8 protein-coding genes are annotated in these 21,644 nt (G+C 71.5%); 1 reads left to right on the forward strand and 7 read right to left on the reverse strand.

What is annotated here, in order from left to right:
• The 6 genes from ACFYNP_RS36585 to ACFYNP_RS36610 form a co-directional block, all read right to left on the reverse strand.
• Nucleotides 1–318: hypothetical protein (locus tag ACFYNP_RS36585; RefSeq protein ID WP_388418647.1), on the reverse strand; the 318-nt coding region annotated here is incomplete at its 3' end.
• 682 nt (nucleotides 319–1,000) lie between these two features.
• Nucleotides 1,001–1,741 (reverse strand): thioesterase II family protein, encoded by a 741-nt coding sequence (locus ACFYNP_RS36590; protein WP_388418650.1) that lies wholly within the window; start codon nucleotides 1,739–1,741, stop codon nucleotides 1,001–1,003.
• 131 nt (nucleotides 1,742–1,872) lie between these two features.
• Nucleotides 1,873–2,991, reverse strand: coding sequence for an agmatinase family protein (locus tag ACFYNP_RS36595; protein WP_385022559.1), 1,119 nt, complete (start codon nucleotides 2,989–2,991; stop codon nucleotides 1,873–1,875).
• A gap of 25 nt (nucleotides 2,992–3,016) precedes the next feature.
• On the reverse strand, nucleotides 3,017–4,288 hold the full coding sequence (locus tag ACFYNP_RS36600; protein WP_385022562.1) for a cytochrome P450: 1,272 nt from the start codon (nucleotides 4,286–4,288) through the stop codon (nucleotides 3,017–3,019).
• Nucleotides 4,288–5,241, reverse strand: a complete 954-nt coding sequence (locus tag ACFYNP_RS36605) for an ACP S-malonyltransferase (RefSeq protein WP_388791603.1) — start codon at nucleotides 5,239–5,241, stop codon at nucleotides 4,288–4,290. The genes ACFYNP_RS36600 and ACFYNP_RS36605 overlap by 1 nt, the downstream gene beginning before the upstream one ends.
• 122 nt (nucleotides 5,242–5,363) lie before the next feature.
• Nucleotides 5,364–6,800 (reverse strand): class I adenylate-forming enzyme family protein, encoded by a 1,437-nt coding sequence (locus ACFYNP_RS36610; RefSeq protein WP_388791605.1) that lies wholly within the window; start codon nucleotides 6,798–6,800, stop codon nucleotides 5,364–5,366.
• A gap of 486 nt (nucleotides 6,801–7,286) precedes the next feature.
• On the opposite strand from ACFYNP_RS36610, the gene ACFYNP_RS36615 reads away from it, so the two are divergent.
• Nucleotides 7,287–8,687 carry an ArnT family glycosyltransferase gene (locus tag ACFYNP_RS36615; RefSeq protein WP_388791607.1) on the forward strand — a complete coding sequence of 467 codons (1,401 nt, stop codon included), beginning with the start codon at nucleotides 7,287–7,289 and terminating at the stop codon, nucleotides 8,685–8,687.
• Nucleotides 8,688–8,798: 111 nt separating this feature from the next.
• On the opposite strand, the gene ACFYNP_RS36620 is transcribed toward ACFYNP_RS36615, so the two are convergent.
• Nucleotides 8,799–21,626 carry an SDR family NAD(P)-dependent oxidoreductase gene (locus ACFYNP_RS36620; protein ID WP_388791609.1) on the reverse strand — a complete coding sequence of 4,276 codons (12,828 nt, stop codon included), beginning with the start codon at nucleotides 21,624–21,626 and terminating at the stop codon, nucleotides 8,799–8,801.
• Between the last annotated feature and the right edge of the window lie 18 nt (nucleotides 21,627–21,644).

Here is a 21,644-nt window from a genome sequence, read left to right on the forward strand (position 1 = left end):
ACCCAACACCACCAACGGCCACACCCGCCGCACCGCCAACACCACCACCACAAAAACCTGCAACCCCAACCCCACCCACGGCCCAAACCGCGGATGGCTCTCGTGATGGATCTCGTTCCCCACGGCCACGACGACGTTCAGCGTGATCAGAAGGGTGAGGAGCAGGAGGTCGCAGGAGGTGGGGCGCAGCGAGGGGCGCTTACGGAACCGTTTGGCCGAGCCTGGGGAGGGTTGGCCAAAGGCCTGGGCGGAGTGCTGGGCGGGCGCCTCCGGGGACGCCTCTGACTGCTGTTCTCCGGCCGTCCTGGCTGGCTGCACGACAAGCCCACCCCCGTACATGTCGGCTTCGCGCTCAGTGGGTCGTTCGAGAGCTTAATGCGTTGCCCGACCAGACCGGAATCCCGCGCCTGGCCTGGGACTTCAACGCCCTCCAGCGGCTTTCGCGAGGTCCGCGCGGCGTGCCGGCCGCCGGGGCCCTTCACCTGCGCGGCACGGCGCACTAGGTCCACGAGAGGGGGAACGCCGTACGCGGGCACTACTTTCGTCGGTAGTGGTACCTACGTTTCCCTCTGCCCGGCCTTGGGTCCGCACCGGTTGAATAGTTGTTGTTGGCAGAGCGGAAAGCACAAGACTGCTCACCCGAACAGAAATTTTGAGGAGCGACATGCTGTGGGTCGGCATCGTCCTGGCGGTTCAGGGATTCGGTTCATTCCTGACGGAGCGCATTTGGGACACAAAATTCGGTGTCACGGCATTGCTGGGCGACAAGACGCCCTCGTGGGTGAGCCTTGCGATCGGTGTAGTGGGTCTCGTCATCCTCGCGTTCTGTGCGAGTTCACGTTCCCGTAAGGCCACACACAACTAGCACGACGGCCGTACACAACTGCACAACAACATCCCCCCTGGTATTTTGCCTCCCCTGCTGCGGCAGGGGACACGGATTCCCGGTGGCCGGTTCACCCCCGTAACCGGCCACCGGGCTTTTTCATGCCCGCGAAAGCTACGAGGTGAAGTGCGCCTTGAGGATCGCGATGACGTCGGGGGCGTGGTCGGTCAGGTAGAAGTGGCCGCCGGAGAAGACCTTCATGTCGAAGGTGCCCAGGGTGTGCGGCTCCCAGGCGCGCGCCTCGTCGAGGGTCGTGCGCGGGTCGTCGTCGCCGACCAGGACGGTGATGGGGCTGCCGATCTGCGCGCCGGGATCGGCCCGGTAGTTCTCGATCGCGGTGTAGTCGCTGCGGATGGCGGGCAGCACCATGCGCAGGACCTCGTCGTCGCCGAGGATCCGCGGGTCGGTGCCGCTGAGCTTGCGCATCTCGGCGATGACGCCCTCGTCGTCACGCTGGTGGACGTTCTCGGGGCGGTGGCTGGAGGGGGCGCGGCGGCCGGAGGCGAAGACGTGTGCCGGGGCCCGGCCGGTCCGCTCCAGGCGGCGGGCCACCTCGAAGGCGAGCACGGCGCCCATGCTGTGCCCGAAGAAGGTCAGCGGCGGCGAGGTGTCCGAGCGCAGCACCTCGGCGATGCGGTCCGCCAGCTCGGCGACGGTCTCGATGCCCTTCTCGGTGTGGCGGTCCTGCCGGCCCGGGTACTGCACGGCGACCACGTCCGCGACCGGGCTGAGGGCCGCCGATACGGGGAAGTAGAAGCTGGCCGAACCGCCCGCGTGCGGGAAGCAGACGAGACGGGCGGCGGCGTCGGGCGTCGGGTGGTAGCTGCGGAGCCACAGGTCGGCTGCGGTCGTCATGACGGGGTTCCATCCATGGTCGTCGGGGAGTCGGTACGTCGGGGCATCCGGCCGCCGTCGCCGGACGGCGAACGGAACGAAGGCGGGCCGGGGGCCCGCCTTCGTCGTGTGCGGCGCGCGGTGCGCGGGGGTCACTTGAGCGGGAAGCGGACTTCGCCGGCGACGATCGGGTTCGCGTAGTTCTTGCTGGAGATCTTGATCCGGTTCAGGGCGAGACCGGTCAATGCCTCGAAGACGGCCCTGCGGGCGTTCATGGCGGTGGAGTAGCCCGCGTCCAGGTGCGGGGCGACCTCGACGACGTCCATGCCGATCAGGTCCGTCTCGTGCGCGATGCGGCGCAGCGCGGTGAACAGTTCGCGGGTGGTGAGCCCGGCGGGCTCGGGGGTACCGGTGCCGGGCGCGAACGCGGGGTCGAGGACGTCGATGTCCAGGGACAGATAAACGTGGTCGGCGACGGCCTTGGCCTCCTCGATGACCTTGTCGATGACGGCGGCGAAGCCGACGCGCTCGATCTCGGCCATGAAGTGCGAGCGCATGCCGGCCCGGCGCATCCAGTTGAACAGCTGGTCGTCGGGTCCCGAGATGGTGCGGATGCCGACCTGGATGATGTTCGGACCCGGCACCATCTCCTCGTCGATGAGGCGGCGGATCGGCGTGGTGTGGGTGGCGCGGTGCCCGAACAGCTCCTCGTGGCAGTCGGGGTGCGCGTCGAAGTGGATGACGGCGATGGAGCCGCGCCCGTGGACCTCGCAGAGCGCGCCGACGCTCGGCCACAGCAGCGAGTGGTCGCCGCCGAGCACGACGGGCCGCGCCCCGACCTCGGCGATCTCGCGGACCAGACCGCGGATGGGCTCCATGGACCGGGTGATGTCGAAGGGGTCGACGGCCGCGTCGCCGTAGTCGACGACCTTCAGGACGTTGAACGGGTTGACGCGGGTCGCGGAGTGCACGAAGCCCTCGGGCGTGGCGTACAGATAGCGCTCGTCGGCGCGGATGGCACGCGGCCCGTAGGCGGCGCCGCGGTGCCCGCTGGAGACGTCCACGGGGCAGCCCACCACGGCCACGTCGACGCCGCCCGCCCGCAGGTCCTCCTGGTTGAGGGCGAGGGGGACGCCCATGAAGGTGGGCACGCCCGAGTAGGACGGCTGGACGTAGTAGCGGCGCAGGTCGATGGGGCCGGGATCGCGCCGGGGGAACGTGGAGCGATCGACCTCCCGCCGCCAGGCCTCGGACTCGGGTGTCTCGCTCATCTCTCTCCTCGGATACGGGGTTCGGTCACGCGGGGGTACCGGTCACGGGCAGCCGCGTACAGCCGCTGATCACCGGCGAGCTGCGGCGCCGCACCTGCCCGGCGACCCGCAGGTCGGGCAGCCGCTCGGCCAGGACACGCAGCGCGGTCTCGCCCTCCATGCGGGCCAGCGGGGCGCCGATGCAGTAGTGGATGCCGCCGGAGAACGACAGGTGCTCGGCCGGGTTCTCGCGGGTCAGGTCGAAGCGGTCGGGCTCGTCGTACACCTCGGGATCGCGGTTGGCCGCGCCGATCAGGACGACCACGGAGCTGTCGGCGCGGATGTGGTGGCCTTCCAGCGCGATGTCCTGGTGCGGGACGCGCTGGGCCTGCAGGGCGGGCGAGTCGTAGCGCAGGGTCTCCTCGACGGCGCTCGGCGCGAGGTCCAGGTCGTCACGCAGCAGGTCCCACTGGGCGCGGTCGCCGGTCATGGCGAGGACGGCGTTGCCGATGAGGTTGGTGGTGGTCTCGAAACCGGTGACCGCGAGGACCGTACAGAAGGCGAGCAGTTCCTCGGTGCTCAGCTTGCCCTCGCCGTTCGCCACGGTGAGGCGGCTGATGAGGTCGTCGCCGGGGTCGCCGGCGCGCAGCGCGATCAGTTCGGTGAAGACCTGGTCGAGGTCGTCGACGGCGCCGCGGAACTCGCGTGCCATCTTGAGGGACTTGACGCCGTCGATGACGGGCCCGACCTTGCGTCCGGCGTGGATGAACCGGTCGTGGTACTCCTCGGGCACGCCGAGGAGTTCGCCGATCACCAACAGGGGCAGCGGCCCGGCGAAGTCCTCGATGAGGTCGAAGCCGTCACGGGCGGACAGCTGGTCGAGCAGGCCGTGGCACAGCTTCTCCACCTGGACCTGGTACTTACTGATCATGCGGGGGCCGAAGGCGGGCTGTGCGAGGCGGCGCAGGCGGGTGTGATCGGGCGGGTCGAGGCCGAGGATGGAGCTGTTCCAGGGGATCTCGTCCATCATCTCGTGGCCGGGCACGCCGCCCTGCTCACGGTTGAGGAACAGCGAGCGGTCCCGCAGGATGCGGCTGCCGAGCTCGTGGCTGCCGGTGACCCAGGCGCCGAGGTGGCTGCGGTGCAGGGGGCCGCGCCGGCGGACCTTCGCGTACAGCGGATACGGGTCCTCCTGCCCCTGGAGCAGGCGGGTGAAGGGGTCGCCGAAAACGCCGAAGGCACGGAGGATCGCGCGGGTCGCGCCCAGCTTGGCACTGAACGCGAACCCGGCCGACTTGCTGTCCATGAGCGTGGCCATCAGTGCTCCTTGCGAGAGGTGGTCCTGGAGGGCCGGAGGGCCTGCTCCGGTCCCAGTGCCACCACGTCGAAGGCCCGGGTGGTGACGTCTAGGCGGTGGATGAGCCGGTCGGGTCCGGTGACGTGGACCGTGCGCACGCCCATGCCGCGCAGGGTGTCCACGACCGGGTGCCAGCGGACCGGGTGGTCGAAGGTGTCGAGGAGCAGGGTGCGCAACTGGTCGGCGCGGGTGATCAGGGACCCGTCGTGGTCGGCGACCAGCGGCAGTTCGGGGTCGGCGATATCGAACTTGGCGAGCACCTCCTCCTCGACGCGGGCCCGCAGGCCGGTGAGGACCCGGCAGTGCGCGGGCGGCTTCATCGAGTACAGCGAGTAGCCGCCGACAGCGCTGATGCGGCGCTGGAAGGGCTCCAGGGCCTGCTCGCGCATCGTGATCATGTGCATGCCCTCGTCGAGGTGGCCGGAGACCTCGTGGAACTCACCGCGCTCGTCCAGTTCGCCGAGGACCTCGTCGAGTGCCGCCCGGGGCACCCGGGTGATGGTGAGCGTCACCAGGTCCTGGTGCTCCTCCTCGAAGAAGCGCTGTTCGCACAGGGCGAGTTCATGGGTGAAGCGGACGGCCTCGGCGAATGGCAGGGCGCCGCTGAACGTGGTCGCGGCCTTCTGGCCGAAGCTGAAGCCGACGCAGATGTCAGGGGTGAGGCCCTGGGTCTCGACGGCCCGGTCGGCCAGGGCCACCGAGTTGATGAAGAAGGCGACCTGGGCGAACGCCCCGAAGTCCGTTCCCGCGGTGCGGAATTCGTCCAGGACCGAACAGCCAAGGGCGTCGTCCGCGGCGGCGAGGCGCTTGCGCACGAAGGGGTCGATCATCATGAACTTGCCCACGTCGGTGAAGCGCGAGGGCCCCATGCCCGGAAACACCACGGCGCTGCGTGCCTGGTCGATCGTCATCATGTCCGCTCTGTCTGGTCCGTCGGGTGGTTCTGGGGCACACGGTCGGTGCGCCGGTTTCCCGGGAGCGCCCGGCCGTTCGCGCTGGGGGCAGTCGTACGCGAACGGGGCCGCACCCGGGGGGCTCAGGCGGAGGCGGCGAGCTCCGCCGTGGCCCGTTCGGCCGCCCGCTGTTCCAGGGCGCGCCGGTCGGGCTTGCCGTTGCGGTTGAGGGGGAAGCTGTCGATGACGACGACCCGGTTGGGGTGCTCGTACGAGGGCAGGGCGTCCTTGATGCGGGCGCGCCACTCGGCGGCGTCCCGTCCCGAGGGGTCCTCGACGAAGAAGACGAGTTCGCAGCCGCGGGCGTCGTCGGGCAGGGCCACCACCTTGACGGCACAGCCCGCAACGGCGGCCCTCCGCTCGATGATCTCCGGGTAGAGCGTGTATCCCATGCGGTGCACGGCGAGCTTGCGGCCGGCCACGAAGAGGTTGCCGTCCACGTCGACGTGACCGAGGTCACCGGTGCGGTACCAGCCCTGCTCGACCGGCGCCAGGGTGCCGTCCTCGGCGAGGTAGCCGGCCATCATGTCGGGGGTGTCGACGACGAGTTCGCCCATCTCCCCCGCCGCGAGGACGTTGCCGTCGTCGTCCTGGACCGTCAGTTCCAGGCCCTTCATGACCCGGCCGCAGGCGACCGGGTTGTCGGTGGTGGCGAAGGCGATGTTGCCCAGTTCGGTGCTGCCGTAGCTGTCGAGCAACGGCTTGCCGAAGGACTCGACGTACTCGTCGGACAGCGCCGGATCGAGCGGCGCGGCGCCGCTGCAGAACATGCGTACGTTGCCCAGCGCGGCGCGCACGTCGGGCTGGCGGCGGGCGAGGTTGAGCATGCTGCGGTAGGTGGCCGGGGTCGCGTCGATGACGGTCACACCGCACTGGCCGCCCATGAGCAGCGACCGGTCGAGCCGCCGGTGCGGCGCGACGATCAGGGAGCATTCGGCGAGCCAGGCGATCAGGACCATGGACAGGCCGTACTGATGGGCGAAGGGCAGCAGCGGAAGCAGGACGTCGCCGGGGCCGTGGCCCATGTGGTCGGCGTTGCGCCGCAGGTTCTCCAGGAAGCGGCCGCCGTTCTTCACGACGCCCTTGGGGGTGCCGGTCGAGCCGGAGGACCACATGATCAGGCCGTCCGGCAGCGCGCACCACGCGTCGAAGTCGAGGGCCGGCTCGGTGGGTACGAGGCCGGACGCATCGACGAGCAGCTTGTACAGGTAGACGTCGCCGCGGGTCCCGGCCGGCACGGGGGCGTCGTCGTCGTACAGACAGAGCTTGGCGCGGGTGCGCTCCACGATCCGCGCGGTCTCACGCGCGTGCTCCTGCTGGTCGACGAGCACAATGGAGGCACCGACGTGCATCAGCGCGAAGAACGCGTTCAGCCAGGCCGCCGAGTTGCCGGCCTTGAGCAGCACCCGGTCACCAGGGCCGATGCCCTCCGCGCGCAGCACCATCGCGACCCGCAAGGTGTCCTGCTCGAATTCGGCGAAGGTACGTGCCGAATCCCCCGTGAATATGCTGGGTGTCATCAAAGCCGCCCCCTTTCCCAGTTCTGAGAAGCTTCGGGCACGATAAGGACGTTACGGTCGAGCATTTCTCCCACCCCGATCAAGTCGCCGAGGACCTACAGTAGAAGCTAGGGAGACCGCCCGAGCAGTAGAACCCCTATCTTCCCCCTAGCGGCCCCTGAGCAGTCAACTTGCCGCTCTCGGCGGCCAGCTGACGGGCCGTACCTGGCGCTACCTTCGACGGTGTTTACGCCATGTATCGCATAAGCCGCGGAGGCCCCGGTGGGAGTTCGGACGGAAGCCGGTGAAGTGCCGGATCAGGAAAAGAATAAGGAAGGCCTGGGAGCGACGGCAGCCAAACAGAAGGAACACCCGCAATCAACGGAAGGGGAGTGGCCGCCGGAAGGCTCCGATACGGCGGGGCCACCGGAAGGCTCCGCGCCACCGCCCTTCGCCGGGCGCTGGGTCGGCGCGGTCGCGGGTACCTCCGGTCTGGCCCTGCTCCTGGTGAGCACGCGGTACGGATTCCAGGGCGACGAGCTCTACTTCCTGGGCGCCGGAAAGCACTTGAGCTGGGGATACGCCGACCAGCCGGTGCTGCTTCCGCTGCTCGCCCACGGCATCGACGCGGTGACCGGCGGCTCGCTGTTCGCGCTCCGGCTGCTTCCCGTGCTGCTCACGGTGGCCGGCGCGCTCGTCGCCGCGCTCATCGCCCGCGAGTTCGGCGGGGCGCGCCGCGCGCAGCTCCTCACGGCCGCCGCCTACGGCTTCGCGCCCGCGGTACTGATCAGCGGGCACGCACTGTCCACGATGGCCGTCGACCTGTTCCTGTGGACGCTGGTGAACTGGCTCCTGGTGCGCTGGGTGCGCACCCGTGAGGACCGGCTGCTGCTGTTCGCCGGGCTTGCCACGGCTCTGGCGCTCCAAGGCAAGTACCTGATCGTCGGCTTCTGGGCCGTGCTCGCCGTCTGCCTGTTCGTCGTCGGGCCGCGTGAGCTGCTGCGCCGCAAGGCGCTGTGGATCGGCGCGGCCGTCGCCCTGGTCACCTCGCTGCCCGGCCTCATCTGGCAGGCGCAGCACGGCTGGCCGCAGCTGGAGATGTCCTCCGTCCTCGCCGACGAGGGCATCCTCGGCGGCCGGGCGGGCTTCCTGCCGTACCTGATCGTGCTGTCCGGCGGCGTGTTCACGGTCGTTCTGGTCTACGGCCTGGTACGGCTGCTCCGCTCGCCGCAGCTCGCGCCGTACCAGTTCCTGGCCTGGACGTTCCTCGGTCTGACAGCCGTGTTCCTGGTCACCGGTGGCCGGCCCTCGTACGTCGTGGGCGCCTTCGCGCCGCTGTGGGCGGCGGGCGCGGTCGAGCTGGCGCGCGGGGGCGGTGCCCGCTGGTGGCGGTGGCTGGCCGCGTGGCCGGTCGTCGCGCTGACGGCGCTGGTGGCGGTGGCCCTTTCGCTGCCCGTGTATCCGGTGTCGCTGGCCACGAAGACCGAGCAGCCCACGAACAACCCGATGACCGCCGAGACGCTGCGCTGGCCGAAGCTGATCGACGCGGTCGACAAGGCGAACCGGTCGCTGCCTGCTGCCGAGCGGAAGCGTGCCGTGGTGGTCACGCAGTACTACGAGGAGGCGGGCGCCGTCGACCACTTCGGCCCCGACCGCGACCTGCCGCCCGCCTACAGCGGCCACCGCGGCTACTGGTACTTCGGCGCGCCCTCCGACTCTTCCGGGCCCGTCCTGTACGTGGGCTCGGACGTGGCGAAGCTCAAGCCGTACTTCTCGTCGGTGAAGAAGGCGGCGACGGCCGCGGGCGGCCCCGGCGAGAGCTTCGTCGACGGCGTTCCCGTGTGGGTTCTCGACGGCCGGACGAAGCCGTGGTCGGACATCTGGAAGGACTACGGGCACTTGTCCTGACGCTTCGGCACCTTGCCCTGACGCTGCCTCGGCGTCGCACCACGCGGACGGCCCCGCCCCCACACCATGTGGGGACGGGGCCGTCGTGCTGCGTGTCTGTCGGGCCGGGTGTCAGAGCTTGCCCAGCCACTCCTCCACGGCGCGGGCCGTGGTGTGCGAGTGCTCCTCCATCACCGTGAAGTGCGTTCCGGGTACGTCCACCGCGGTGTGCTCCAGCTTCCAGGACGGCCGCCAGTCGTATTCCTTGGTCCACTCCACGAGGGGTTCGCCCGCCCGGACGAGGAGGGTCGGCGCCTCGATGGCGTCGGGCAGCAGGCCGAGGAACATGTAGCGGGCCATGGCGGTCACCCAGGCGTCGCCCCAGTCGTTGTCGCCGTCGCCGGTCTCAGCCCCGGACACGGAGTCGTAGCGGTCGCTGAGCTGCTGCCCCATCGCGGCGGCCATGTCGCCGAGCGCCTTCTCCTCGACGTACGTGTCGATGAGCACCACGCCCGCGGGCCCGGCGCCGCGGCGCTCCAACTCCCGTGCCACGGCGTGCGCGACGAGCCCGCCGGAGGAGTGACCGGCGAGCACGAACGGCTTGCCGCCGGTGCTCCGCTGCACGGTGTCCGCGTGCAGCCGCACCAGCGCCTCCTTGTCGGCGGGCAGCAACTCGCCCTCCAAGAAGCCGGGGTGGGTGATGACGCTGACATCGCGCCGGTCGCGGAAGTACGCGCCGAAGCGGGCGTAGTCGTACGCGCTGGAGCGGCCGACGAACGACGTGAAGAGCACCATGCCGACCGGGTCGTCGCCCCGGGCCAGCGTGAACGGGGCGCGCGGTGCGCCCAGTTCGTCCTCGCTGAAGGAAGCGCGGAACTGCGCCATGGTCCGCAGGAGCGGGATCAGGTCGTCGGCGCGGCCCTGGCGCGCGGCCTCGTCGTACAGCTCGGCGAGGCCGGTGGCCGGGCGGAGGCCGGGCACCGGGGGCGTGGCCGTGGTGGCCGCGCCCGGTGCCGGGGAGTGCCGACGTGCGGCTTCGGACTGCTGCGGGGCCGTGGGCTGCTGGTCCGCCGTCTGCGGCGCCCCGGTCCTCGGGGTGCGCTCCGGCTGTCCGGTCGCCGTCACCCGCTCGCGCGGCGACGCCGCGTCCCGGGCCGCCGCGGGTGCGGCCTGGTCCAGGTCGGCGGCGATCCGTTCGGCGAGCGACCTCGGCGTGGGGTTCTGGAAGACCAGGGTCGCCGGGAGCCGCAGGCCGGTGGCCGCCATGAGGCGGTTGCGCAGTTCGACGCCGGTCAGGGAGTCGAAGCCGAGCTCCAGGAAGCCGCGTTCGTCCTCGACCCGGTCTGCGGAGGCGAGGCCGAGTACGGCCGCGGCCTGGTCCCGTACCAGCGCGAGGAGCAGATCCGCGCGCTCGGCTCCGGACGCGGCCGCCAGGCGGCGCGCGAACGCCTCCGCCTCCGAGGCCGCGGCGCCGACGGCGGCCCGCCGGGCGGAGACCCGCACCAGGCGTCGCAGCAGCGGCGGCACGGCCTCTCCCCGCCGTGCGCCCGCGCGCAGGGCCGCTGTGTCGAGCCGTACGGGCAGCAGCAGCGGGGCGCCCGCGGAGCGGGCAGTGTCGAAGAGGGCGATGCCCTCCGCCGAGGACAGCGGCAGGACGCCGCCGCGTGAGATCCGGGAGCGGCGGGCCTCGTCGAGGTGGCCGGTCATCTCGCTGCTCTCGGCCCACAGGCCCCAGGCGAGCGCCGTCGCCGGTACGCCCCGTGCGCGCAGGTGGTGCGCGAAGGCGTCGAGGAAGGCGTTGGCCGCCGCGTAGTTGCCCTGCCCGGGGCTGCCGAAGGTGGCGGCGGCCGAGGAGAACAGGACGAACTCCGCCAGGTCGTGCCCGGCCGTCAGCTCGGCGAGGTTGAGGGCCGCATCCAGCTTCGGCCGCAGCACCGCGTCCACGCGCTCGGGCGTCAGGGAGGCGACCAAGGCGTCGTCCAGGACTCCGGCGGTGTGTACGACGGCGGTCAGCGGGTGCGCCGCCGGGATCGTGGCGAGGGCCGCGGCCAGCTCCTCGCGGTCCGCCGCGTCACAGGCGACGACGCTGGCCTCCGCGCCGAGCGCCGCCAGTTCGGAGACGAGCTCGGCGGCCCCCGGAGCGGTTTGGCCCCGGCGACTGGTCAGGAGCAGGTGCCGGGCGCCGTGCTCGGCCACCAGGTGGCGGGCGATGAGGGCACCCAGGGTGCCGGTCGCGCCGGTGATGAGGGTGGTGCCGTCGGGGCTGGGGGTGGTGGTGTTGGTGTTCCGGTCGGTGGCCGCGGGGGCGGCCGGAACGGTGGCCGGGACGGTGGCGGGCACGAGTCGGGGTGCGAGGAGAGCCCCCTCACGTATCGCCAACTGCGGTTCGTCCATGGCCAGTCCGGCGACGAGCACGTCGGCCGCGAACGGTCCCTGCGCATGGTCCAGGTCGACGAGCACACACCCGGCGCCGTCCGGCCCGCCCGCCTGCTCGGACTGAGCCGAGCGGGCCAGGCCCCAAAGCGGGGCGTGGGCGAGGTCGGGGGCGTCGCCGTCGATGGCGGCCACCGCGCCGCGCGTCAGGAGGACCAGGCGGGTGGCGGCAAGGCGTGCGTCGGACTGCCAGGTCTGGAGCAGGCCGAGGGCCTGGGCCAGGGCGGCGCGGGCCTGCGCGGCGGTGGCCTCGGGCTCCGGCTGGCCCCCGTGGCCCCCGCCCCCTTGCGCGAAGGTCACGAGCAGTGTCGTCGGGACGTCGGCCCCGGCGTCGAGCGCCGCGTACAGCGCGTCGGCATCAGCGTACGCGTTCATCTGGGCGCCGGACGCGGCGAGTTCGGTCCCCATGTCCAGGGGGTCGGGCCCGACCGTCGCCCAGGTCGCGCCCGCCACCTCGGCAGTGCCCGCGGGCACCGGTGTCCACTCCACGCGGAACAGCGCGTCCCGGTGGCCACTGTCGGAGGCGGCCTTCAGGTCGTCCGGGGTGACTGGGCGCAGCTCAAGGGAGTCGGCGCGGGCGACCGTCGTGCCGGTGTCGTCGGCGAACAGCAGCTCCACGCCGCCGGTGCCGGCGGGCCGCAAACGCACCCGCAGGACGGTCGCGCCCTGCGCGGTCAGGGTGACCCCGCTCCAGGCGAACGGCAGCCGCACCCCGTCGGCCTCCGCGAAGGGCGCGAGGGCCATGGCGTGCAGGGCGGCGTCGAGGAGCGCCGGGTGCACGCCGAACGCGCGGGCGTCCCGGTGTTCACTCTCGGGCAGGTGCACCTCGGCGTAGACGGCGTCGCCCGCGGGGTCCCGCCAGGCGGCGCTCAACCCCTGGAACGCCGGGCCATAGGCGAGCCCGCCCTCGGCGAGCCGCTCGTAGAGCCCTTCGATGTCCACGGCTTCGGCGCCCTCGGGCGGCCAGACGGTCAGCGCCCCGTCGTCGTCCGCGGACGCGTGCGCGCCGCCCGTGGCACCGAGGGTGCCGGTGGCGTGCCGCGTCCAGAGAGCGTCGGGAGCGCCCTGCGTCCGCGAGGACACGGTGAGCGGACGCCGTCCGCCCGCGTCGGGGGCGCCGACCCACACCTGGAGGACGACGGTGTCGTCCTCGGCGACGACGAGCGGCGCGTGCAGCGTCAGTTCGTCGACGAGATCGCAGCCGACCTCGTCGCCGGCGCGCAGGGCCATCTCGACGTACGCGGTGCCTGGCAGCAGCACGGTGTCGCCCACCGCGTGGTCGGCGAGCCAGCCGTGGGTGCGGCGGGTGAGGCGGCCCGTGAGAACGTACTGGTCGGCGTCGGCGAGTTCCACGCTGGCGCCGAGCAGTGGATGTCCTGCGGACTCGATGCCGACGGCCGTGACGTCGCCCGTTCCGGGGGCGGCGGGCGCAGGCCAGTAGCGTTGGCGCTGGAAGGCGTACGTGGGCAGGTCGACGGGGGTGCCCGCGCCGGGGAAGAGGGCCTTCCAGTCGAGTTCGGCGCCGTGCACATGGGCTTCGGCCATCGACGCCAGCAGGCGCTCGGCGCCGCCTTCGTCGCGGCGCAGGGAGCCGAGGGCGGCCGCGCTCGCGTGCGGCAGGGCGTCGACGGTCTCCTGCACCGGGACGGTGAGGACCGGGTGCGGGCTCATCTCCAGGAACAGCCCATGCCCCTCGGCCAGAAGCCCACGCGTGGCATGCTCGAAGAGAACCGTCTGACGCAGATTGCGGTACCAATAACCCGCATCCATCAGGGTATTGGCGTCCAACCAGGCACCCGTCAGGGTCGAGTACAGCGGGACCTCGGCAGCCTGCGGGGTGACCCCGTCCAACGCCTCGCCGATCTGCGTCTCGATCTGCTCCACGTACGAGGAATGCGACGCGTAGTCCACCGGGATCGTGCGGGCACGGATGTCCCGGTCCGTGCACTGCGCGACGAGTTCCTCCAGCGCTTCGGGGTCACCGGAGACGACCACTTGGGAGGGGCCGTTGACGACAGCGATCTCGATGCGGCCGGCCCACGGCTCCACGAGTGCCTCGGTCTCGTCCTGCGGCAGGACGAGGGAGACCATGCCGCCCTTGCCGGACAGCTCCCGGATGGCCTGGCTGCGCAGGGCGACGACGCGGGCCGCGTCGCGCAGGGTCAGGACGCCCGCGACGCACGCGGCGGCGATCTCGCCCTGGCTGTGGCCCACCACGGCCGACGGCTTCACGCCCGCCGCCTGCCACACCGCGGCCAGCGACACCATGACCGCGAACAGGACGGGCTGGACCACATCCACCTCGTCGAAGCGTCCGCCGTTCAGCTCCTCGACGAGGTCCCAGTCCACGAACTCGGCCAGGGCGTCGGCACATTCCCGCATCCGCTCGGCGAACACCCGGCTGGAAGAGAGCAGTTCACGCGCCATGCCCGCCCACTGCGAACCCTGCCCCGGGAAGACGAACACCGGGCGGATCGTGCCGCTCTGGGCACGTCCCGTCACGACGTTCCGCGCGTTCGCGTCGTCCCGCGCCAACGACTCAAGACCGGCCAGCAGCTCCTCACGATCCGCACCGAGCACCACGCCCCGGTACTCGAACCGCGACCGTGAGAGCACCAACGACCGCGCCAGGTGGCCGAGTTCGAGGTCCGGGTGCGCCGCGAGGTGGTCCCGCAGCCGGTCCGCCTGCGCGCGCAGCGCCTCCGGGGTCTTCCCGGAGAGGGCCAGCGGCACGACGCCCGCCACCACCTGAGCCGGTGCGACGTCCTCGGCAGGCTCGGGCTCTTCGCCCGGCGCCTGCTCCAGGATCACGTGCGCGTTGGTCCCGCTGATACCGAAGGAGGAGACGCCCGCCCGGCGCGGCGCGCCGTCCTCGCGTCCCGGCCAGTCGCGGGCCTCGGTAAGGAGTTCCACTCCCCCGCCGGCCCAGTCGACCTCGGGGGTCGGGGCATCCACGTACAGCGTCTTCGGCAGGATGCCGTGCCGCATCGCCATGACGGTCTTGATGATGCCGCCGACACCGGCGGCGGCCTGGGTGTGCGCGATGTTCGACTTCAGCGAGCCCAGCCACAAAGGCTGTTCCTCCGAGTGCTCCTTGCCGTACGTGGCGATCAGGGCCTGGGCCTCGATGGGGTCACCGAGGGTGGTGCCCGTGCCGTGTGCCTCGACGGCGTCGACGTCGGCGGGCGTGAGGCGGGCGTTGGCGAGGGCGGCGCGGATGACGCGCTGCTGGGAGGGGCCGTTGGGGGCGGTGAGGCCGTTGCTCGCGCCGTCCTGGTTGATCGCGGAGCCGCGTACGACCGCGAGGACCTGGTGGCCGTTGCGGCGGGCGTCGGACAGCCGCTCCAGGACCAGCATGCCGACGCCCTCGCCCCAGCCGGTGCCGTCCGCCGACGCGGCGAACGACTTGCAGCGGCCGTCGGGGGCGAGGCCTCGCTGGCGGCTGAACTCGGCGAAGGAGGTGGGGGTCGGCATGACCGCCGCGCCGCCCGCGAGCGCCATCGTGCACTCGCCCTGCCGCAGCGCCTGCACGGCGAGGTGCAGGGCGACGAGCGAGGAGGAGCAGGCGGTGTCGACGGTGACGGCCGGGCCTTCGAAGCCGAAGGAATACGAGAGGCGGCCGGAGGCGACGCTCGCCGCGTCGCCGGTCATGACGTAGCCCTCGACGCCTTCGGCGCCGTTGAGGGTGGTCGAATAGCCCTGGGTCGACAGGCCGACGAAGACGCCGGTCTCGCTGGCGCGCAGCGCCGACGGCACGATGCCCGCCCGCTCGAACGCCTCCCAGGAGGTTTCCAGGAGGAGCCGCTGCTGCGGGTCCATGGCCAGGGCCTCGCGCGGGTTGATGCCGAAGAACTCGGGGTCGAATTCGTCGGCGTCGTGGAGGAAGGCGCCGGTGGTGACATACGTCGGGCCCTCGTCGCCGTCCGCGTCGGCACCCTCGAAGCCCGCGGGGGCGGTGACGTCCCAGCCGCGGTTCCCGGGGAACCCGGTGAGGCCGTTCTCACCGGCGAACACCATGCGCCACAGGTCCTCGGGCGAGCGTACGCCGCCGGGGTAGCGGCAGCTCATCGCGACGATGGCGATGGGGTCGTCCTGTCCGGCCGCCGGGGCGGTGGTGCTCCGCGGGGCGTCGGGAGCGGCGGCGGACCCGGTCTCCGGGAGCGAGCCGAGGAGTTCCGTCCGCAGGTGGCCGGCGAGGGCGACGGGCGTGGGGTAGTCGAAGACGAGGCCGGCCGGGAGGCGCAGCGCGGTGGCGGCGCCCAGTCGATTGCGGAGTTCGACCGAGGTGAGGGAGTCGAAGCCCAGCTCCTTGAACGCCTTCGCGGCGTTGACGGATTCGGGCGACGGGTAGCCGAGTACGGAGGCGACGTTGCTTCGTACGAGGTCGACGAGGAACTGTTCGCGCTCCTCGGCGCCGAGCCCGGCCAGGCGCTCGGCCAGGGATTCTCGGCCGTCGGCTGCCGGGGCGCCCCCCGCTTGCGGGGTAGCCGCCCTGCGGACCTGGGCGCGGATCAGGCTCCGGAAGAGCGGGGGTATGTCGGTGCCGAACTGCTTGCGCAGCGTTTCGGTGTCGAGCTTCATCGGGACGAGAGCACCGTCGGGCTGGGCGAGGCAGGTGTCCAGCAGAGCCAGGCCTTCATCGGCCGACAGGGCAGCCACGCCGGCACGGTTCATACGGTCGATGTCCCCCTCGGCCAGGGCCCCGGCCATGCCACCCTGATCCGCCCACAAACCCCACGCCAATGAGGTCGCGGACAGACCCTGGGCACGACGGTACTGAGCCAGCGCATCCAGGAAAGCATTGGCCGCCGCATAGTTGGCCTGCCCCGCACTGCCCAGCACACCAGCCGCCGAGGAGAACAGCACGAACGCCGACAGATCCAGACCGGCCGTCAGCTCGTGCAGATTCACCGCCGCATCCACCTTCGGCCGCAGCACCGCATCCAGACGCCCAGGCGTCAACGCCGTCACCACACCGTCATCGACCACACCCGCAACATGCACCACGGCAGTCAGATCAGCACGCACCTCATCCACCAGCAAGGCCAGCGCGTCACGGTCAGCGACATCACACGCCGCGATCCTCACCCTCGCACCCAACCCCTCAAGCTCCGCACGCACCTCACCCGCACCCGGCGTACCCTCACCCCTCCGCGACACCAGCAACAGATCCCGCACACCGTGCCGGCCCGCCAGATGCCGGGCCACAACCCGCCCCAGCCCACCCAGCGCACCCGTCACCATGACAGTCCCCCGCCCATCGAAGGACGGCGGCAGCGTCAGCACCACCTTGCCCACATGCCGCGCCTGACTCAGATACCGGAACGCCTCCGGCGCCCGCCGCACATCCCACGCCCGCACCGGCAACAGCTCCAGCACACCCTGCTCGAACAGGGCCAGCACCTCCACCAGCATCTCCCGAATGCGGTCGCGTCCGGCGTCGATCAAGTCGAAGCTCTGGTAAGTGACTCCGGTGTGTTTCTCGGCGATGGCGTCCGGGTCGCGGAGATCGGTCTTGCCCATCTCCACGAAACGCCCGCCACGCGGCAGCAACCGCAACGACGCGTCCACGAACTCCCGCGCCAGAGAGTTCAGTACAACATCCACCCCCCGGCCCCGGGTCCCCTCAAGGACCGACGCCTCAAAATCCAGCGTCCGGGACGACGCCATACGAGAATCCTCGACCCCCAACTCCCGCAGCACACCCCACTTCCCACCACTCGCAGTCCCAAACACCTCCGCACCAAAATGCCGGGCCAACTGCACCGCAGCCATACCCACACCACCCGCAGCCGCATGCACCAGCACCGACTCACCCGCCCCAAGACCCGCCAAATCCCGCAACGCGTAATACGCCGTCAGAAACACCGTCGGCACCGACGCAGCCTGCGCGAACGACCAACCCTCCGGCATCCGCGCCACCAACCGCGCATCCGCCACCGCCACCGGCCCGAACGCACCCTCCAACAACCCGAACACCCGGTCACCGACCACCAGACCAGTCACCCCGGCACCGACCTCGACCACAACACCAGCACCCTCGGTACCCATCACCGCCTCACCCGGATACACACCCAAAGCAATCAACGGATCACGGAAGTTGACACCCGCGGCACGAACACAGACACGCACCTCGCCCACGTCCAACGGCCTGCCGCCAAACACCCCGGCACCCTCGGCCACCGGCAGCAACGCCAGATCCTCCAACGTGCCCCGACCCCTCACCCCCAACTGCCAGGCCTCGCCCGCCGGAACCGCAAGCACCCCGCCACCAGCACCCACCCGCATCAAACGCGGAACCCACACCACATCCCCACGCACCGCCACCTGCGCCTCATCGAGGCCAAGCACCCCGGGCAACACAGCCAGAGCCGCCGCCGAACCATCGACGTCCACCAACACCAGCCGCCCCGGATTCTCCGACTGCGCCGAACGCACCAAACCCCACACCGGCGCATCCACCAAACCCACCGCCGACACCACATCACCGGAACCCACACCCACAGCACCACACGTCACCACCACCAACCGCGAACCACCACCACCCCCGAACGCCAGCCACTCCCCCACCACACCCAACGTCTCGGACAAAGACGCACGCACGGACCCAGCCGTGTCCACGCCACGAGACCCACCGACGCACGTCACAAACACGGACTCCGGTACAACAGCCCCACCATCGACCGCCGCAACCAGCTCAGCCACATCCCCATACACCGCCACAGTCATCCCGGCGCTCTCCAACGCCCCACGCAGCCCCAACACATCCCTACCCAAGACGGCGCAGGCCCCCGACACAGGAGCAGGCGCGGACACCACGCTCCAATCCACGCGGAACAACGAGTCGTGGCGGTCGCTCTGCCCGTCGTCCGTGTCCGGTGCGGCGATGGGTCGCAGAACGAGGGAGTCAACGGCGGCGACCGGTGCGCCGGAGGAGTCGGCGATGGTCAGGGAAACGCCGTCGGTTCCGGCGGCGGTGAGGCGGACGCGCAGTTCGGATGCGCCGGTCGCGTGCAGGCTCACGCCGGTCCAGGAGAACGGCATGCGGCCCTGATCGGTGTCGGACACGAACGTGCCGAGGCCGAGCGGGTGCAGGGCGGCGTCGAGGAGCGCCGGGTGCAGGCCGTACTCGGCGGCGTCGGCGCGCTCCTCGTCGGGCAGCGCGACCTCCGCGAAGAGTTCGTCGCCGCGCCGCCAGACGGACCGCAGCCCCTGGAAGGCCGGGCCATAGCTGAATCCGGCGGCGGCGAGGCTGTCGTACAGCGCGTCGGTCTCAGCGTGTTCGGCGTCGGCCGGGGGCCACTGGGTGAGGTCGGCGTCGGCGGGGCGGGCGGCCGGCGTGGGGGCGAGTGTTCCCGTGGCATGGCGCAGCCAGGGCTCGTCGGACCACAGGTCCTCGGACGAGGCGTCGTGGGAGGGCACGGCCTGCGGGCGGGAGAAGAGGTTCACCGGGCGGCGGCCGAAGGCGTCGGCGGCGCCGACAGCGAGCTGCATCTGTACGGCCCCGCGCTCGGGCAGGATCAGCGGCGCCTGGAGCGTCAGTTCCTCCAGGTGGGCGCAGCCGACGCGGTGCCCGGCGTGCAGGGCGAGTTCGACGAAGGCCGTGGCCGGAAGCAGGACCGTGCCGTCCAGGGCGTGGCCCGCGAGCCAGGGGTGGGACGCGAGCGACAGTCGGCCGGTGAAGAGGTAGCCGTCCATGTCGGCGAGCGCGACGGCGGCGCCGAACAGCGGGTGCTCCGCCGGGTTCAGGCCGGTGGCGTACACGTCACCCGTGTTGCCGGTGCCGGGGCGCGGCCAGTAGCGCTGGCGCTGAAAGGCGTACGTGGGCAGGTCGACGCGGTGGCGGGACTCGGCCGGCGCGTACAGAGGCTTCCAGTCGACCTCGACGCCGCGCACGTGGGCCTTGGCGAGGGCGGTGAGGAAGGTGTCGGTTTCCGGGCGGTCCTTGCGCAGCGCGGAGATGAGGCCCGTCTGCGTGACCGGGTCGGTGAGGGTGTCGTGGGCCATGGCCGTCAGGACGGAGTCGGGGCCGAGCTCAAGGAGGGTCGACACGCCGAAGCCGGTGAGGGCGCCGAGGCCGTCGTGGAAGCGGACGGCCTCGCGGATGTGCCGGACCCAGTAGTCGGGGTCCTTCAGTTCGGCGGCGGTGGCGAGGCGGCCGGTCAGGTTCGACACGACCGGCAGCGCGGTGTCCTGGTACGTGAGGTTCTCGGCGACCTTGCGGAAGTCGTCAAGGACCGGGTCCATGAGCGGTGAGTGGAAGGCGTGCGAGACCTTCAGCCACCGCACCTTCCGCCCCTGCCCACGAAGGATCTCCTCCAGGCCCTCCAGAACCTCGCGGTCGCCAGAGAGCACCACCTGGGCGGGGCCGTTCACGGCCGCCACACCGACACGGTCTGCCGTGCCGTCCAGTAGGGGCAGCACATCGGCCTCCGCCGCCTGCACGGCCAGCATCGCGCCACCCTCAGGCAGCGACTGCATCAACCGGCCCCGCGCGACCACCAGTTGGGCCGCATCCGCCAACGACCACAGCCCGGCCACATACGCAGCCGTCAACTCGCCGATCGAATGGCCGCCGACAATCTCGGGCCGCACCCCGAAGGACTCGGCAAGGCGGTACAGGGCCACTTCCACCGCGAACAGCGCGGGCTGCGCGTAGCCCGTCTGCTCCAGCTGCCCGGCGTCCGTGCCGAACATGACGTCCTTGAGCGGGCGTTCCAGGAGGCCGTCCAAGTGGGCGCACACCTCGTCCAGCGCGGTGGCGAAGACGGGGAACGTCTCGTACAACTCCCTTCCCATGCCGACGCGTTGACTGCCCTGGCCGGTGAAGAGCACCCCGAGGCGGCCCTCGACCGTCGATCCGGAGACCAGGGCCGGACCGTCGCCGCCGTCGGCCACGGCCGCGAGGCCGGACAGGAACTCCGGCCGCTCGCGCCCGAAGAGCACCGCCCGGTGTTCGAGCTGGGAACGCCCCGAGAGGAGTGTCCAGCCCACGTCGACGGGGTCCAGGCCGGCGTCGGCCGTGACGTGGTCGCGCAGCCGGTCGGCCTGTGCCCGGAGGGCGTCCGCGCTGCGGCCGGACACCAACCAGGGAAGTGCGGTGGACGGAACGCTGGTTCCGGTGGAAGCAGTCGGTTCCTCCGCCGGAGCCTGCTCCACGATCACGTGGGCGTTCGTGCCGCTGACGCCGAACGACGAGACGCCCGCGCGACGCGGTCGTGCGGCCTCCGGCCAGGCGCGGGCTTCGGTCAGGAGCTCGACGGCCCCCGCCGACCAGTCGACGTGCGTGCTGGGGCGGTCGGTGTGGAGGTTCTCGGGCAGGATGCCGTGCCGCATAGCCATGACCATCTTGATGACGCCCGCGACGCCCGAAGCGGCCTGGGTGTGGCCGATGTTGGACTTCACCGAGCCGAGCAGCAGCGGCCGGTCGGCGGGCCGGTCCTGGCCGTAGGTGGCGAGGAGGGCCTGGGCCTCGATGGGGTCGCCGAGGACCGTGCCAGTGCCGTGGCCCTCGACGGCGTCGACGTCGTCGGTGGAGAGGCGGGCGGCGGCGAGGGCCTGGCGGATGACACGCTGCTGGGACGGGCCGTTGGGGGCGGTCAGGCCGTTGCTGGCGCCGTCCTGGTTGACGGCCGAGCCGCGTACGACCGCGAGGACCTCGTGGCCGTTGCGGCGCGCGTCGGAGAGGCGTTCCAGGGCGAGGACGCCGACGCCCTCGCCCCAGCCGGTGCCGTCGGCGGCCTCGGCGAAGGGCTTGCAGCGGCCGTCGGAGGCCAGGCCGCCCTGGCGGCTGAACTCCGCGAACGCGCCGGACGTGACCATCACGGCGACACCGCCGGCCACGGCGAGGTCGCACTCGCCCTGTCGCAGCGCCTGCGCGGCCAGGTGCAGGGCGACCAGCGACGACGAGCAGGCGGTGTCGACCGTGACCGCCGGGCCTTCGAGGCCGAAGACGTACGACACGCGACCGGAGATGACGCTGGAGACGTCGCCGGTGAGGAGGTAGCCGTCGACGTTGTCCGGCGACGCCATGAGGGCCGGGCCGTAGCCCTGGGCGGTGGCGCCGACGAACACTCCGGTGCGACTGCCGCGCAGCGAGGCCGGGGGGATCCCGGCACGCTCGAAGGTCTCCCACACGGACTCCAGGAGGAGCCGCTGCTGCGGGTCCATGGCCATGGCCTCGCGCGGTGAGATGCCGAAGAAGGCGGCGTCGAAGTCGCCCGCGTCGTAGACGAAGCCACCGCCGCGCTCGGGACCGTCCTGGTCGCCCGCTTCCGTACGGCCGCCGAGCGCCTCGACGTCCCAGCCACGGTCGGCGGGGAAGGCGGAGAGGGCGTCGCGTCCGTCGGCGACGAGGCGCCACAGGTCCTCGGGGCCGCATACGGCGCCGGGGTAGCGGCAGCTCATGCCGACGATGGCGACGGGCTCGGGCTCATCCGCCTCGGCTTCGCGCAGCCGCTGGCGCGTCTCGTGGAGGTCGGCGGTCACCCGCTTGAGGTAGTCGAGGAGCTTTTGCTGATCCGCCATCGGAAACTCACCTGTTCG

Origin of the sequence: Streptomyces sp. NPDC006691, assembly GCF_042869955.1 — a bacterium.
Lineage (GTDB): Bacteria > Actinomycetota > Actinomycetes > Streptomycetales > Streptomycetaceae > Streptomyces.

Bases quoted from the DNA above. Each gene is read 5' to 3' on its own strand.
- ACFYNP_RS36610 (WP_388791605.1), bottom strand. From the start codon at position 6,800: ATGACACCCAGCATATTCACGGGGGATTCGGCACGTACCTTCGCCGAA.
- ACFYNP_RS36600 (WP_385022562.1), bottom strand. From the start codon at position 4,288: ATGGCCACGCTCATGGACAGCAAGTCGGCCGGGTTCGCGTTCAGTGCC.
- ACFYNP_RS36595 (WP_385022559.1), bottom strand. From the start codon at position 2,991: ATGAGCGAGACACCCGAGTCCGAGGCCTGGCGGCGGGAGGTCGATCGC.
- ACFYNP_RS36590 (WP_388418650.1), bottom strand. From the start codon at position 1,741: ATGACGACCGCAGCCGACCTGTGGCTCCGCAGCTACCACCCGACGCCC.
- ACFYNP_RS36605 (WP_388791603.1), bottom strand. From the start codon at position 5,241: ATGATGACGATCGACCAGGCACGCAGCGCCGTGGTGTTTCCGGGCATG.
- ACFYNP_RS36620 (WP_388791609.1), bottom strand. From the start codon at position 21,626: ATGGCGGATCAGCAAAAGCTCCTCGACTACCTCAAGCGGGTGACCGCC.